The organism is Pseudoalteromonas sp. SWXJZ94C, assembly GCF_015864385.1.
Lineage (GTDB): Bacteria > Pseudomonadota > Gammaproteobacteria > Enterobacterales > Alteromonadaceae > Pseudoalteromonas.
The window spans coordinates 81,348-96,617 of the sequence record NZ_JADYXF010000010.1 but is presented as its reverse complement, the minus strand read 5'-3'; the positions used below and the strand labels follow the sequence as shown (position 1 = coordinate 96,617).

The following is a 15,270-nucleotide window of genomic DNA, read 5'->3' as shown; positions in this document are numbered from 1 at the left end:
CATTTGTTATATTTAAAATTTAACGAAAAAGCTTTCAAACAAATATAGTGCGTTTTACAAGAAAATCATACTTTTATAGATAACATAACGTGTTGAAAAAATAGATTGAAATTATCCTTTGATATTATACTCGTTTAAAATTTGGCTGGTTTTTTATTCTATACTTTAACATTCAATTGGATGTAACAAGTGGTGCTGATGAATCACGCTGCATTAAAGTGGGTTCAAAAAAGCGATTAATAACGAGGTTTTTATTTTGATACACGTCTTTAAGAACCAATTTAGCGGCCATCTCACCCATTTTAGCGACAGGGTTATCTATTGTTGTAAGGGTAGGATAGAGGTAGTTTGCAAAAATAACGTTATCAAACCCAACAATCGATAAATCGTTTGGTAAGTTATACCCATGCTCTCTGGCATACTTCATAGCACCAGAGGCCATTTCGTCGTTGGCGCAAACAAGTGCAGTAAAGTTAATTTTGCTATCTATAAAATGTTTTAAGCCTTTGCTGCCACCGGTTTCGTTAAAGTCGCCAATATAATAAAGCGCAGGCTCAAATTTAACATCAGCCTCAGCAAGTGCTTGTTTATGACCTTCTAGCCGGTTAAATGCATCGGCTTTAAATTGCGGACCTGCAATATAGGCTATTTGATTATGCCCTTGGTCTAATATCGATTTAGTTGCAAGGTAGCCACCTAGTTGGTTATCTAGGCTTATGCAATTTTCTTTAAGTGTTTCTACGTAACGGCTCATTAAATAAACGGGTGTAGAGCCTTCGCTAAGCTTTATTAAATATTCGTCTGACACGGCTTCTACGTGCAAAATAATAGCGTCGCAACGTCGGCTAATTAAAAACTCAATACCTTCTTTTTCTTTGTCTTCTTCACTGTGACCGGTGGTAATAATAACGTGTTTTCCAGCAGCGCGAAGCTCAGACTCAATACCAGCCATCATTTGAGCAAAGAACGGACCGTGTAACTCAGACACTAATATACCAACACTGTTGGTGCAGTTAGATGCTAAAGATTGGGCTATCGAATTAGGTTTGTAACCAAGCTGCTCCATTGCATCAAGTACTTTTTGTTTAGTTTTGTCGCTCACACGGGTATTTTTGTTCATCACACGTGAAACGGTGGCTAATGATACGCCAGCAAGTTCTGATACTTGATAAATAGTTGCCATGTTATTTGTTCACTCGCTTATCCTTACTTTTCGGTTAAATCATACCGTAGAGTTCATACCTTAACTAGTTGTTGTTAGTTTAGATTGAATATTTTCAACAACCTGATTTGTCAGTGTATATTTTTTCATTATGTAAGCTACAAATAATGATCCAAAAGCAGGTAACACAGTAAATGAAAGCAAAATACCGTGTTGGGTATCGAGTGTTTGTACAGTATCGGCTTGGTAGCTATAAAATGACAACAACCAACCCGCAATTGCGCCACCTACAGCCACACCCATTTTAATAAAGAATATGACGCCAGAATAAACCAAACCAGTAATACGCACGCCTGTTTGTTGGTGACCATAATCTATTGTGTCGGCCATTTTAGCCCACAGCAGAGGTGTTGCCATGTCTAAAAAGAATTTCCACAAAATAAATGCAGTGAACGCGAGTACTAATTGATCACTGTTAATAAAGTAACTAAAACCGCAAATAACAGCGGCAATAAGTTGTAAACTTATATAGGCTTTTATTTTACAAAAGCGCTTGGCAAGTGGTTGAGCTAAGGCGCAACCAACCATGCTTGCTGCCACACCTAGAGTCATAAATAAGGTTACTAGATCGTCTCGACCTAAATAATATTTTACGTAATAAACAGCAAGAGTCAGCCTTAATACTTGCCCAGTAAGCAAAAAGAATGCGGCTAAGCAAAGGGTTCGCCATTGATCGTTTTTTATTAATGTTTTTACACTTTTAGCAAAAGGGATGTTTTGCTCTTTTGGCTGTTGAATTCGCTCTTTTGTGCCTAAAAAACAAAGTAAAAATAATACAAAGCCTAAAATACTCATTGCGGTCATTGTGTATTGGTAGCCTTTGGCAGCATCGCCTTGACCAAAATATTCAACCATTGGCATTGTACAACCAGCAACAATTACGCCGCCTAACATTCCAAATACAAAACGATATGATTGAATTGTAACGCGCTCTTTTATATCTGCAGTTAGTACTCCGCCTAATGCGCAATAAGGAATGTTTATAGCGGTGTAGACAACCATGAGCAAAGTGTAGGTAGTAAAGGCATAAATTATTTTATCAGTGCCTTCTAAATCAGGTGTAGTAAACGCTAAAATACTGATAATGGCAAAAGGGAGGGCAAGCCAGAGTAAGTAGGGGCGAAAATGACCCCAGCGTGTATGCGTTTTATCAGCAAGGTTTCCCATTAGTGGGTCAGTCACGGCATCAAAAACACGCACAGCTAAAAACATTGTACCTACCACTGCAGGCGATAAGCCCACTACATCGGTGTAGTACAGCATTAAAAACATCATTACTGTTTGAAAAATAATATTACTGGCGGTGTCGCCTAAGCCATACGCTATTTTTTCTTTTACACTGACCATGATTGTTTTATCCCGCTTTATGTTTATTTTAGTTGCGTTGTGAGATGTTTATATCTTTGTTAAAACTGATAACGCTGTATAAATCACTTTTAAACCAAACCTATGGGCGTTTCACAGGGAATTACTTCCCTTGTTGTTCCTTTTAAAGGTTGCTACTTTGTAAAGTAACGCCTTATGCTAAGCCCCTGTTAAACCTTTAATTATGCATATAGAGGCAGGCTTGGGTATATTAATTATCTGTTAGAGATAAGTGCTTTGTAAGCAAGTCCACTTTTTTTAATAGTACGTTGCTGTGTTTTATAATCTACATACACAATACCAAAGCGCTTTAAGTAACCTTCTGCCCATTCAAAGTTGTCCATTAAGCTCCAAGCAAAGTAACCATGTATTGTAACACCTTGTTCAACCGCATTATGAACCGCATTTAAGTGATCATTATAATAATTTAAACGGTCTAAGTCGTTAACTTCGCCATTATTATATGTATCGGGCATTGCCGCGCCATTCTCTGTTATATAAATAGGCGGTAGGGTGTAGGTTTTATTTAGCGATACAAGTAAGTCGGTGAATGATTGCGGATAAATTTCCCATCCCATATCTGTTAGTGGACCTGTAGGTGCAATTGGTTCATAAATATCAGTAGGGTGCGCTTTATAAACTTGGCGGGTGTAAAAGTTTATACCTAGATAATCAATAGATTGAGAAATTAATTCCATGTCGCCTTTGTGAATATCGGGCTGGTGGCTTAATGGTAATTGATTAATTATATTTGGGTATTGACCGTCAATTATTGGTTTGATGTACCATTGGTTAAGATAGTCGTCTGCAAATGCAGTGGCTTTTAAGTCTTCATCACTTTGGGTAAGGCTGTAACACGGTGTAAAATTAAGCACTATGCCATTTAAGGTATTAGGAGAGTTTTGTTTTAGCACTGTCATGGCAAGTCCGTGCGCTAATAATAAGTGGTGCGCGGCTTTACGACCGTATTCTTTTCCTATTTTACCTGGCGCATGAATACCAATTTCGTAACCTAAAAAGGCACTGCAAAATGGTTCATTTAACGTGGCATACGAATGCACGCGTTCTCCAAATGCTTTTGTGATTAAATTTACGTAATGCTCAAAAGCATAAGCAGTTTGTCTGTTAAGCCAACCACCTTCATCTTCCAAGTACTGCGGTAAATCCCAGTGGTACAAAGTAACAAAAGCTTTAATATTGCGACGTTTTAGCTCATCTAAAATATCGGTATAAAATTTAACGCCTACAGGATTTAATTGACCGTTTTGGGTCATAACACGTGGCCAAGAAATAGAAAGCCTATAAGCATCTACGCCTAGCGACTCTATAATATTAATATCATCACGCCAGAGGTTATAGTGATCGCACGCTGTGTGCCCATCTGAGCTATCAACTATTTTATTAGGGGTATCGCAAAATGTATCCCAAATACATGGAAGGCGATCGTCTGATCCCCCTTCAATTTGAAAAGAAGCCGTAGCCACACCATACACAAAGTTTTTAGATAATAGCGGTGAATGTGGTGGTAGTGATAATTTTGTCATTAATAACAAACCTTTTGAGAGTTATTTACAGAGAATTTACCTCTGTATTTATACTTAATTACTGATATATGTGCTGAGTAAAAATAAAAAGTGTTGAAATATTCAGCTTGTTCGTATTTAATTGCATATGAAAGCGCTTACATTTAAGGTTAGTGTTTATTAATTCTTAGGTCAACTCTTTAATGCGCCTTTAAAGGTGTATAGAAGTTAAATAATTAAAAGAGTGATTTAAGAAGAGATTTATAATAATAAATTACGGAGAGCACATGGCAAGTTCAGCACCACTGACAACACACACACAACCGCAAAACTTTCAGGATAAGAGTTATGGTTTTGCATTAACGTCTTTAACCACATTATTTTTTATGTGGGGATTTATAACCTGCCTAAATGATATTTTAATTCCGCATTTAAAAGGCGTATTTAATTTAACCTACGTACAAGCGATGCTGGTTCAATTTTGCTTTTTTGGCGCTTACTTTTTAATGTCGTTACCGAGTGGTTACATAGTAAAAAAGGTAGGTTATAAAAAAGGGATTGTAACAGGACTATTAATTGCGGCTGGTGGCTGTGTTTTATTTTATCCTGCTGCTGCACTACATAGTTACCCTGTATTTTTATTCGCATTATTTGTGCTTGCAAGTGGTATTACATTATTACAAGTATCTGCTAATCCGTATGTGAGTTTACTAGGTCCTTCAAAAACGGCGTCATCTCGCCTTACTCTTACGCAAGCATTTAATGCGCTAGGTACAACGGTTGCACCAATATTTGGTGCCTTATTAATTTTAGACTCGGCATCTGAGGCATTTTTAACGCCTTCGCAAAATGCTGAATCAGTTCAACTCCCTTATTTACTATTAGCCGCCATGCTTATTTTGTTAGCGGGTATTTTTGCTTGGCTAAAACTACCTAATATTATGCAAGAGCAAGAAGCCGAAGCTGAAGCTGAAAAGTCGGATGCTGTACAGGGCAGTGCATGGCAGTACCGTCATCTAACATTAGGTGCCGTAGGTATTTTTATGTATGTAGGTGCTGAAGTTGCTATTGGTAGTTTTTTAGTAAGCTTTTTAGCACAAGAAAACATAGCTGGGCTAAAAGAACATGTTGCAGCGCATTACATAACGTATTACTGGGGCGGTGCAATGGTTGGACGCTTTATTGGCGCAGCCGTTATGCAAAAGGTACCAGCAGGTAAAGTACTTGGTTTTAACTCTTGTATGGCAATTATTTTAGTGATTGTTGCAATGAGTACAACCGGCGCTGTTGCTATGTGGTCAATTTTATTAGTTGGTTTATTCAATTCAATTATGTTTCCAACAATTTTTAGCCTTGCACTTAACGGGCTTGGTAAGCATACCGCTCAGGGTTCAGGTATTTTATGTTTAGCAATTGTAGGTGGTGCAATAGTGCCATTAATACAAGGCGCATTTGCTGATGCTATAGGCGTACAGATGTCATTTTTCTTACCTATTTTATGTTACATCTTTATTGTTTATTACGGCTTAAGTGGCAGCAAACCTGTGTTAGTGAAGGAGTCATCGTAATGAAAACGACGTTTAAACTTAATGCATTAGCGATTGCAACATTAGTGGGGAGTGTTACCGCACTAAGTGGATGCAGTAATGATGGCAATGTTGAAAATATAAATGCTGAAGCGCAATCAAAAACAGCTAAAATTTGGCCAAAGCTTTCAATTGCAGTAAAAAAAGACCCTGTAATTGAAGCTAAAATTGTCGATTATTTACAAAAGATGACGCTTGATCAAAAAGTAGCGCAAATGATTCAGCCAGAAATACGTGATATTACAGTTGAAGACATGCGTAAATATGGTTTTGGTTCATACCTTAATGGCGGCGGTGCTTTTCCAAATGGCGATAAACATGCAACACCTAACGATTGGGTTGCACTTGCTGAAAAAATGTATCAAGCATCTATTGATGACTCTGTTGATGGAATTGCAATTCCTACAATGTGGGGCACGGATGCAGTACACGGTCATAATAATGTAATTGGCGCTACGCTTTTTCCTCATAACATTGGTTTAGGTGCTGCTAACAATCCTGAGTTAATTGAAAAAATAGCGGCAATTACCGCTGTTGAAGTAATGGCGACAGGTATTGATTGGGTTTTTGCACCCACCGTTGCTGTAGTACGTGACGATAGGTGGGGTAGAACATACGAGGGCTATTCTGAGGATCCACAAATTGTACGTGACTACTCAGCAGCCATTGTAAATGGTTTGCAAGGTAGAGCCGATAGCGACTTTTTAAGTGATAAAAGAGTAATAAGCACCGTTAAGCACTTTATTGGTGATGGCGGCACAGTTGATGGTGACGACCAAGGTGACAATGTTACTACCGAACAAGAATTGTTTGATATTCATGCACAAGGCTATGTAGGTGGTTTGTCGGCTGGTAGTCAGTCGGTAATGGCTTCATTTAACAGCTGGCATGGCAAAAAAAACCACGGCAATAAATACTTACTTACCGATGTACTTAAAACACGTATGGGGTTTGATGGATTTGTAGTTGGCGATTGGAATGGTCACGGGCAAATTAAAGGCTGTACAAACGAAAGCTGCCCACAAGCAATTAATGCCGGTTTAGATATTTTTATGGTACCAACCGGTGCTTGGAAACCGCTTTACGAGAATACAATTTCACAAGTTAAAACTGGTGAAATAAGCATGGATCGCATTGATGATGCAGTGGCACGTGTTTTACGCGTTAAGCTACGCGCAGGGTTATTTGATAAGCCAAGCCCAGCTAAACGTCAGTTCTCTGGTAAAACAGAGCTAATTGGCGCTAAAGAGCATCGTGAAGTTGCCAAAGAAGCCGTACGAGAATCATTAGTATTGTTGAAAAACAAAAACAATATTTTACCATTATCGCCAAAACAAAATGTACTTATTGCTGGCGATGCTGCCGATAATATTGGTAAGCAGTCGGGTGGCTGGAGTATAACTTGGCAAGGAACGAACAATAAAAATGTTGATTTTCCTGGTGCTACATCGATTTACTCAGGGCTAAAAGATCAAATTAGTGCTGCTGGTGGTAAAGCAATATTGAGCGCAGATGGCACATTTGAACAACGCCCTGATGTTGCTATTGTTGTATTTGGTGAAGAACCATATGCAGAAGGGCACGGCGATAGAGATAACCTTGAATTTGAGCGTGGCAATAAAAAATCATTAGCGCTTTTGAACTCGTTAAAAGAGCAGGGTATTCCTGTTGTAGCTGTGTTTATATCGGGCAGACCTATGTGGGTTAACAGTGAATTAAATGCGTCTGACGCATTTGTTGCAGCTTGGTTGCCAGGTACAGAGGGCGCAGGTATTGCCGATGTATTACTTAAATCAGCTGATGATAAAGTTCAGTATAACTTTACAGGTAAGTTGTCGTTTTCATGGCCTAAAACAGCAATTCAAACAGCAGTAAATAAAGGTGACGAAAACTACGACCCATTATTACCTTATGGTTTTGGATTAGCATACGGCGATAAAAACGTTTTGGCTGATGACCTTGATGAAGATTCAAAACTTGATAACTCAGCACTTACCAATATGAATGTATTAGTAGGCGCGCCCGTTGCACCTTGGCGTTTGTTGTTAAAGTCTGGTGATAAAATATTAGATGTATCAAGTAGCACCCACGAATTTGGCGCGATTAAATACCGAACTGAAGACAAAACAGTGCAAGAAGACGCACGCCAATTTGACTTCAGCGGTGCAGAAAAAGCCAGTGCTGAAATAGTAACAAGCTTTGCTGAGGACACGATTGCATACCTTGAAGCAAACGGTGTTATTAGTTTCGACATAAAACTAAATGATGCGCTGACTAGCGACGTAGTACTTGCAATGACGTGCTCTGGTAGTTGTGGCGCTAGCATTGATTTAGCCGACATTGTTGATAAAAGCATAGAAAATGGGTGGCAGTCGGTTTCAATCGATTTAGGTTGTTTTGCCAAGCAGGGTGTTAATTTTGCGAGCTTAACAAGCCCATTTAGTTTACGCAGTAATGGTAAAGCATCAATATCTGTGGCTAATATTCAATTAGTACCAAATAAAGCCGATGAGGCAACGCTCTCTTGTAAGTAGTGTGATTAATTTTATTGTGTGTATGTCAAAGCCCTTCGTATGAAGGGCTTTTTTATGATGCTAGTTTATTTGTGTTTGTTCGTGTTTATCTTTGAAGGTTAAATTTGCAGTTGTGTGTTGGTTTGTAGGAAAGACACTATGTAGTGTGCCTAATTTATAAACAGGCGATAACGCCGTTTAAACGCCAAACATACGCTGCTCATGAGGTGTTTTTAGAGACGATCAACTCTTTGTTGCTACATGGAAGTGGGTAAGGGGTGAAAGCTTTGCTCGGTTTTTACTTATTCTTACAAGGATATAAGTCATTATAACAACGCAGAAAGATTACTGAGTCCATTAGGTTACAAACCACGTGTCGTGATTATTGCCCGACATTAAACAAATATTAATCCTGAAAAATCAACATGCTCTAGTTACAATTGTGTTGTGTTTGATTTAGAACGAGTAAAAACGTTGTTGTAATTTACAATAAAATATAGCGATAAATTATTGAATTTAAATAAAAACCTAATTAATCTATAAAAATGTAAAGCGGGTAATTCAGGTTCGCTATAAAACCAAGGATAGCTTAATCATGGAAATACTGAGAGCGTTGATTGCTACTTTCTTGTTTTTTGCCGGAATGTATTTTATTTACTTAGGATTTAATTTATTCAGCATGTTTTGTGGTATTGCTTGCTTTGTAATAGCCTCTTTTTGTTGGCCGAGTAAAGTAAGATCAACTAAAGCTCGCGAAAATAAATTCCTCGATGCTCTTGAGTCTATGATAGAGCTACCAATAGAATTGTTTTTATGGATATTAAGAGTTATCGGTCGAATATTTAAAGGTATAGCGGATTAGCTTAGATAATTACCATTACCTGTAACAACTATAAAACCTAGCAATTTTATAGATAAGTTATTTGTAACTTAAGAGTTAAACCTGCCAAGTGTTTATAAGTGATTGGTTTGTAATTAACGATTAGTTCTGCATTAATAAGTTTTTTTCATCATAGGTTACAACTTTATCGCGACCGGTTTCTTTTGCTAAATAAAGGCGCTTGTCGGCAAGAGACAGTAAATCTTTAATACTGACTTCACCGTTAATTGCATTACTAACTCCGGCACTAACCGATAAGTTAATATGGTTACCCTTAAAATAAAAAGGATTGCTACTAATATTTTCTCGTAGTTGCTCAGCGTATTGTCTTGCTACACTTAATGTGCAATTAGGCAATAAAATAGCAAACTCTTCGCCGCCTATACGAGCACTAATGCCAATATCATTAAATTGCTCTTTTATATTTTGAGCAATCCATTTAATGGCATTGTCGCCTGTTTCGTGACCATAACGGTCGTTAACACGCTTAAAAAAATCGATATCTAGTATAATTATAGAAACACTTTTGTTGGCATTGTTAGGGTTATTTAATTGCTCTTTCCCTTTATTAAAAAAACCGCGACGATTGAATAACTGACTTAACAAGTCAGTATTAGCAATACTTGATAGTGTGTATTCAGTATTTGAAAATAATAAAAAAGGCAATATTAATGCGCTGCATGTAGCCAATATTAAATGGCTCGCCAGCACTATTTGTAAAGATGCGTGGTTACTTTGGGTAGGCATAGCGAGTAGAGTAACTTGAAACAACATCACTCCACCATGTGCTAAAAAACAAAAAATCAGTGCATTTTTTTGTAATTTGGCAACAAAGTTCATAATTTTTATAATATATGCAGCGTAAAAAAATAGCCCTGCAACAATCATACTTATGAGCATTTGACCTGCTTCGTACTGATAGATTCCCAATAGTAGTAAAGCTGAAAAAGCTAATATGCAGTATATAGGGAGCAAATTTAGCTGTTGTGTATGTTTGTATTTGTGTAAGCCTATAATAATTAAAAGAGGGCTTAAAACAATAAAAATACTGGCAATATAATGTGTTACAAATGGCGCGTTAATAAATAAGCGTAAGCAAGCAAGTAATTCCGCAATAGCAAATGTAATACACGCACAGCCAAGCAATAAAAAAGATGTTTGTTTTTTAAAGTTATGCACAGAGAAAAAAAACAAACCTATTATTATATTCAATATAAAAGAGAAACAGATGACTGTAGGAAGATGTAGCATTAGTTTTTCTCTTTTATAAAATGTGTAGTGTTAGACAGTTATATTTGTTTATTTTGAATCTACTAATTTCAATTAAATGTGTTGTACCTAAAGCCAAATTTTAATTTTTTATTACTAAAAAATTGCTAGTTTCGACATTAATAATAGTACATTGACCAAATTAGGCTAAGCATTATGCACTAATTAATTAATATCCATATGGGTAAAAAGTACTGATTTTTGTTTTGGTTTTTGTCCCTATTGATAACTATAACTTTATTATTATTAACGTAAGCTAAACCAAGCTATTTAGTGCTGATTTTAATTCAGAATGATGAAATTTGTAGCCGTGATTTAGTGCTTTACTTGGAATTATAAACTGACCCGTAGTCAAAAGGTCTGACATTTCTCCCATTAATAATTTAAGTACAGGCACCGGCATTGTCATAAATGCGGGGCGTGATAATGCCTCTCCTAAACTTTTACTAAATATTGCGTTACTCACTGGGTTGGGTGCTGTTGCGTTAATAGGACCTGATAATTCGCTGTGTTCAATAACAAATAGAATCAGCTGTGTCATATCGTCTATATGTATCCACGACATACCTTGTTTGCCATTACCTATAGGACCGCCTAAGCATAATTTAAACGCAGGTAGCATTTTGCTTAAAGCTCCCTCTTTTTTAGCCAATACAATACCTGTACGCAATAAACACACTCGGGTTTGAGTTGACTGTGCTGCTATTGCTGCGTTTTCCCAATCTTTACAGAGTTGATGGCTAAATTCATCGTGTGGATTATCAAAACTTTCATCAATAAAATCACTATTCTGACGACCGTAAAATCCAATTGCACTGCCTGAAATAAATGTATGAGGAGGGTTAAAACAGGCTTTTATCGCAGAGGTTATCTGTTGTGTGATATCGATACGACTGTCTCGTATTATTTTTTTCTGCTTTGCGCTCCAACGTTTATTAACAATTGGTTCTCCAACTAAGTTAATAACAACATCAACACTATTAAAATCAACTAAATTTATATCGCTAATAGCATGCACTTTGTGACTCAAGAGTGCATTTGCTTTTGCAGGGTTGCGACTAAGAACAGTTACTTGATTATGATGAAGTAAAAATGGGCATAAATGTGAGCCAATCAAACCTGTCGCGCCGGTAATAAATATATGCATTATTAATCCTTACGGTAAAATAGTAGCAAGTGATTAAAATGTATACTCGCTAATTAATTGCTTTGCTACATATATACGTGGGGTAGGTTTTTATGATCACTTGGTAAATATTTCATTTAATTAGCTTTTGCCTTACACTTAAGGCATATAAATAATAAAAGGATTAATGAATTGGCAAGTTTAACTGGAGTAAATAAAAGCTTAATAGTTTTTGCTTCCTTAGTGGTAGTGCTCGCAGGCATAAAAGCAGCAAGTGTAATTATTATTCCGTTTATTTTGGCGGCGTTTATTGCCATTATTTGTAATCCACTTATTAAGTTTTTCGCACGCTACCGAATTCCTAAAGGCGTTGCTGTTATGTTAGTGGTGCTTATTATTGTAGGTTTAGGTGTGAGCCTTGGTGGGCTGGTTGGGCAGTCTATAAATGATTTTTCGCAGCAACTTCCTGAGTACAAAGTACAGCTTAAAGAAGAGTTTGTATGGCTTGTTGATTTAGCCTCTCAGTACAATATATTAATTAATAAAGAACAGTTAATTAATATGTTCGACCCAGGCAAAATGGTTGATGTAGCCACCAATATGCTCACTGGTTTAGGTGGCGTAATGGCAAACATGTTTTTGATTATTTTAACGGTTATTTTTATGTTGTTTGAAGGACCTATGTTGAGCAATAAAATACATATGGCACTTGAAGATCCAGACAGTAAAATGAAACAAATAGATCGTTTTTTAGAATCAATAAACTCATACCTTGCAATTAAAACGCTAGTAAGTTTGGGTACAGGTATAATAGCTGCATTTTACCTTTGGATTTTAGATGTAGATTACTTTGTATTGTGGGGTGTGCTTGCCTTCATGTTTAATTACATTCCTAATATTGGGTCTATTATCGCTGCCGTACCGGCAGTATTACTTGCATTGATCACCCAAGGACCTTTAGTCGCAGGGCTTGTTGGCGCAGGGTACTTAACTATAAATACCGTAATGGGAAACATTGTAGAGCCTAAATTTTTAGGGAAAGGGCTTGGTCTTTCTACATTAGTTGTATTTTTGTCATTAATATTTTGGGGCTGGTTATTAGGTACCGTCGGTATGCTTTTATCTGTACCATTAACAATGATTGTAAAAATAGGTTTAGAAGCCAGTGTTGAAGGTAAATGGATTGCTACCTTACTTGGTAGTGGTGAAGAAGTAACTAAGAGTTAATTAACGGCTCTTTAACTGCTGCATTAAAAATACTTAGAGCTGTAGATTACAGCTCTAAGTAACTAAAATATTTATTTTTAAAACTATACATTTAACAGCTCAATAACTTCATCAACTGCGTTTATTGCACCCTCTAAATATCCCGCTTCTTGCTTTGCAAATTCACTTGCTACAAAGTGTATATTTAAACTATTTAACTGCTCATTCAATCCCGTAAAGTTAAAGTCGGGATGTTGCGATGGCTGAGTTTGATCGTTTTTATCAGCTACAAATTCATCGTTAGCCCAATCTTTAATAAAATATGATGTAGCGTTGTATGCATCATCCCCATAAAAATATGCAAGCTGTTTAATGCAGGCTTGTTTTAGTTGTTTTGTTGATATTTGACTACGAGTTGAGTAGGGCACACCTATAAACCCAAATAATGCAGGTGAGCTATTGTCTGCGGCGCTGGCGTCGTGTATTTCAACCATTGGACCTACTCGGCTAAAACATTGTCCTGACAAGTTTGTATTTCGCCAAAAAGCATCTTTAAAAATAGCAATAAACTTAGCTTGCCCTGCCATCCACGTTGGCACTGAATTTAAACGGTTAATTAGTGTTTTGTCAGCCCAGAACTCAGGTGTTAAATGATGAGCGACCATACGAGGTGGCATAGCAGCCATTATATGCTCACTGCTAAAGTGTTTTAACTGCCCATTGTTATTAACAACTAAGTGCCAACGACCATTACTCTTTTTTAGCTCGGTAACACGGTGATTTAATAGAACTGAATTAGGGTCTAGTTGTTTATGTAGCGCATTAATTAGTGTGTACATGCCATGGCGAAGTCTAAATAACTGCATTTCACCAACGCCCGCTATTTGCTGAGGCTTGCCGGTACTATCCGCTTGATATAAAACATCGCCCTTTGTGTATTGCTCAAACACGGGTAAGTTAAGTGATTTAACGAGTTCTTGAATTTTTGGCTGGTGAGGGAAAATCCAAGTTGGTCCTAAATCAAAACTAACATCGCTACTAGCCGTTGATTGCGCCGCAAGTATTCGACCACCTAATTGCGATTTAGCCTCTAATAATAAGTAAGGAATGTTGAGCAGCTGCAATTGATATGCACTGTATAATCCGGCGATCCCGCCACCTATAATAATTACTGGTTGATGCATATGTATATTATCTCTTTATTTTGATTAACCTATCAGTAGGTAGTTTGTTTTGAGCGCTGTTAGTTGTCAAGTGTTTGCTCGGCAGATTTTTTGCGAACCGAGCCTGGAGGGACTTTGTAATAGCGTTTAAAAGCTTTACTAAAAGCGGCTTCGCTACTGTATCCGGCATTTTCAGCAATTTGAATTATAGGGCTGTTATTATTAAGTAAGCTGTTTTTAGCATTTTGTAAGCGAAAATTAGTTAAATATGTTTTTGGTGACTCGCCGACTAATTTTGTAAAGCGTTGATTAAAGCTAGTGCGCGACATTCCTACTAATTCGCCTAGCTGCCCTACATTTATGTTGCCTTTCAAATCTTGATGAACGGCGGTTAAAGCAGCGTTAATTTTGGAATCGTTTAGTGCGCTTAAAAAACCGCTATCAGCATTTTTTTCAAGCATGTGGGCACGAAGTAGTTGAATAAATAATACCTCTGTTAATCTATCAACTAATACTGAATAGCCTGGTTTAGCTGTACGGGTCTCGTTAGAAAGCACGCTAACCAAGCCTTGTAACCACGGCAACTCGCTCGACTTAATATGAATATATTCAGGTAAGTCGTTAAACAGTGGGTGATTAAGTGAAGTGTCATAATTAAATGCGCCGCATAAAACAGTATTTAATGAATTACTAAGTCCTTTGGGTTCAAAAGGATTGTTTCCGCTTAGTATGGCTTCTACAACGCTTTCACCGTTTAGCAATGAATCAGCTGCTTTATCTGTATTGTTATCACTTAATTGATGTGCGGCACCTAAAGGAAACGCAATAATGTCACCTTCTTTTAAATGAATATGTTTATGATTGTGTTTTATATAGACGTAAAACTCGCCTGTAACAGCAATATGAAAGCCACCATGCTGGCTACTAGGAATATCCATACCCCAAGGTGTTTCAAAGTCGGCACAAAAATATGTGCGAGAACTGAGTCTAATTTCTTTTAGTACATTGGCTAATATATCGATACTGCACCTACCAAAATTGAACAAAATGACATTAATTATATGCATAATATCATTTTTTGTTTTTTATTTAAGTCCATAATACATGCATCAACGCTAAGGAGAATATAATGAGTAATTTAGAATCATCGTTACGTGTAGAGCTATTTTATAAAGAATATTGCCCATTTTGTAAAATGGTCGTCAAATATATTAACCATCAAGAGCTAAATGTTGAGCTGCGCGAAACATCGCTTGTGAGTGAATATAATGAAGAGCTTGTTAAAGAGGGCGGTAAAAAGCAGGTACCATGTTTAAAAATTATTCAGGCTGGTAATAAAACAAAATGGCTATATGAGTCGATGGATATTATTACTTATTTGAAAAAGCATGCTGCTAAGTTAAAATTAGTTGAATAA

General features: G+C 37.0%; 12 protein-coding genes. 5 read left to right on the top strand and 7 right to left on the bottom strand.

The annotated features are described in order from the left end of the window. Window positions 1–172: 172 nt before the first annotated feature. The 3 genes from I6F65_RS06355 to I6F65_RS06345 all read right to left on the bottom strand — a co-directional run bounded on the left by I6F65_RS06355 (window position 173) and on the right by I6F65_RS06345 (window position 4,131). The gene (locus tag I6F65_RS06355; protein WP_197112040.1) at window positions 173–1,183 is read right to left on the bottom strand and encodes a LacI family DNA-binding transcriptional regulator; all 1,011 of its coding nucleotides are present in this window, start codon (window positions 1,181–1,183) and stop codon (window positions 173–175) included. 60 nt (window positions 1,184–1,243) lie between these two features. Continuing rightward, window positions 1,244–2,569, bottom strand: coding sequence for a glycoside-pentoside-hexuronide (GPH):cation symporter (locus tag I6F65_RS06350; protein ID WP_166113455.1), 1,326 nt, complete (start codon window positions 2,567–2,569; stop codon window positions 1,244–1,246). Between the two features lie 233 nt (window positions 2,570–2,802). Beyond that, entirely contained in the window at window positions 2,803–4,131 is a 1,329-nt protein-coding gene (locus I6F65_RS06345; protein WP_197112039.1) for a GH1 family beta-glucosidase, read from the bottom strand. A gap of 266 nt (window positions 4,132–4,397) precedes the next feature. On the opposite strand from I6F65_RS06345, the gene I6F65_RS06340 reads away from it, so the two are divergent. The 3 genes from I6F65_RS06340 (at window position 4,398) to I6F65_RS06330 (ending at window position 9,071) form a co-directional block, all read left to right on the top strand. After that, window positions 4,398–5,678: a sugar MFS transporter gene (locus tag I6F65_RS06340; protein WP_197112038.1), complete on the top strand. Its 1,281-nt coding sequence runs from the start codon at window positions 4,398–4,400 to the stop codon at window positions 5,676–5,678. Continuing rightward, window positions 5,678–8,230, top strand: a complete 2,553-nt coding sequence (locus I6F65_RS06335) for an exo 1,3/1,4-beta-D-glucan glucohydrolase (RefSeq protein ID WP_197112037.1) — start codon at window positions 5,678–5,680, stop codon at window positions 8,228–8,230. Before I6F65_RS06340 ends, I6F65_RS06335 begins: the two co-directional genes overlap by 1 nt. Before the next feature lie 574 nt (window positions 8,231–8,804). Further along, the gene (locus I6F65_RS06330) at window positions 8,805–9,071 is read left to right on the top strand and encodes a hypothetical protein (protein WP_197112036.1); all 267 of its coding nucleotides are present in this window, start codon (window positions 8,805–8,807) and stop codon (window positions 9,069–9,071) included. Window positions 9,072–9,191: 120 nt separating this feature from the next. On the opposite strand, the gene I6F65_RS06325 is transcribed toward I6F65_RS06330, so the two are convergent. Both I6F65_RS06325 and I6F65_RS06320 read right to left on the bottom strand, forming a co-directional pair. After that, window positions 9,192–10,340 (bottom strand): GGDEF domain-containing protein, encoded by a 1,149-nt coding sequence (locus I6F65_RS06325; protein ID WP_166113471.1) that lies wholly within the window; start codon window positions 10,338–10,340, stop codon window positions 9,192–9,194. 274 nt (window positions 10,341–10,614) lie between these two features. Then, window positions 10,615–11,505 carry a TIGR01777 family oxidoreductase gene (locus I6F65_RS06320; RefSeq protein WP_197112035.1) on the bottom strand — a complete coding sequence of 297 codons (891 nt, stop codon included), beginning with the start codon at window positions 11,503–11,505 and terminating at the stop codon, window positions 10,615–10,617. A 171-nt stretch (window positions 11,506–11,676) separates the two neighbouring features. On the opposite strand from I6F65_RS06320, the gene I6F65_RS06315 reads away from it, so the two are divergent. Continuing rightward, window positions 11,677–12,711 carry an AI-2E family transporter gene (locus tag I6F65_RS06315; protein WP_166113474.1) on the top strand — a complete coding sequence of 345 codons (1,035 nt, stop codon included), beginning with the start codon at window positions 11,677–11,679 and terminating at the stop codon, window positions 12,709–12,711. A gap of 83 nt (window positions 12,712–12,794) precedes the next feature. On the opposite strand, the gene I6F65_RS06310 is transcribed toward I6F65_RS06315, so the two are convergent. Next, entirely contained in the window at window positions 12,795–13,874 is a 1,080-nt protein-coding gene (locus I6F65_RS06310; RefSeq protein WP_197112034.1) for an FAD-dependent oxidoreductase, read from the bottom strand. A 59-nt stretch (window positions 13,875–13,933) separates the two neighbouring features. Then, window positions 13,934–14,920 (bottom strand): AraC family transcriptional regulator, encoded by a 987-nt coding sequence (locus I6F65_RS06305; protein ID WP_197112032.1) that lies wholly within the window; start codon window positions 14,918–14,920, stop codon window positions 13,934–13,936. Between the two features lie 62 nt (window positions 14,921–14,982). Here I6F65_RS06305 and I6F65_RS06300 point away from each other — a divergent pair, with 62 nt between their 5' ends. After that, window positions 14,983–15,270: a glutaredoxin domain-containing protein gene (locus tag I6F65_RS06300; RefSeq protein ID WP_050581966.1), complete on the top strand. Its 288-nt coding sequence runs from the start codon at window positions 14,983–14,985 to the stop codon at window positions 15,268–15,270.

Excerpts from the sequence above, each read along its gene's own strand:
- I6F65_RS06300 (WP_050581966.1), top strand. The coding sequence starts at position 14,983 with ATGAGTAATTTAGAATCATCGTTACGTGTAGAGCTATTTTATAAAGAA.
- I6F65_RS06325 (WP_166113471.1), bottom strand. The coding sequence starts at position 10,340 with ATGCTACATCTTCCTACAGTCATCTGTTTCTCTTTTATATTGAATATA.
- I6F65_RS06355 (WP_197112040.1), bottom strand. The coding sequence starts at position 1,183 with ATGGCAACTATTTATCAAGTATCAGAACTTGCTGGCGTATCATTAGCC.
- I6F65_RS06340 (WP_197112038.1), top strand. The coding sequence starts at position 4,398 with ATGGCAAGTTCAGCACCACTGACAACACACACACAACCGCAAAACTTT.
- I6F65_RS06320 (WP_197112035.1), bottom strand. The coding sequence starts at position 11,505 with ATGCATATATTTATTACCGGCGCGACAGGTTTGATTGGCTCACATTTA.
- I6F65_RS06330 (WP_197112036.1), top strand. The coding sequence starts at position 8,805 with ATGGAAATACTGAGAGCGTTGATTGCTACTTTCTTGTTTTTTGCCGGA.
- I6F65_RS06310 (WP_197112034.1), bottom strand. The coding sequence starts at position 13,874 with ATGCATCAACCAGTAATTATTATAGGTGGCGGGATCGCCGGATTATAC.
- I6F65_RS06335 (WP_197112037.1), top strand. The coding sequence starts at position 5,678 with ATGAAAACGACGTTTAAACTTAATGCATTAGCGATTGCAACATTAGTG.
- I6F65_RS06350 (WP_166113455.1), bottom strand. The coding sequence starts at position 2,569 with ATGGTCAGTGTAAAAGAAAAAATAGCGTATGGCTTAGGCGACACCGCC.
- I6F65_RS06345 (WP_197112039.1), bottom strand. The coding sequence starts at position 4,131 with ATGACAAAATTATCACTACCACCACATTCACCGCTATTATCTAAAAAC.
- I6F65_RS06305 (WP_197112032.1), bottom strand. The coding sequence starts at position 14,920 with ATGCATATAATTAATGTCATTTTGTTCAATTTTGGTAGGTGCAGTATC.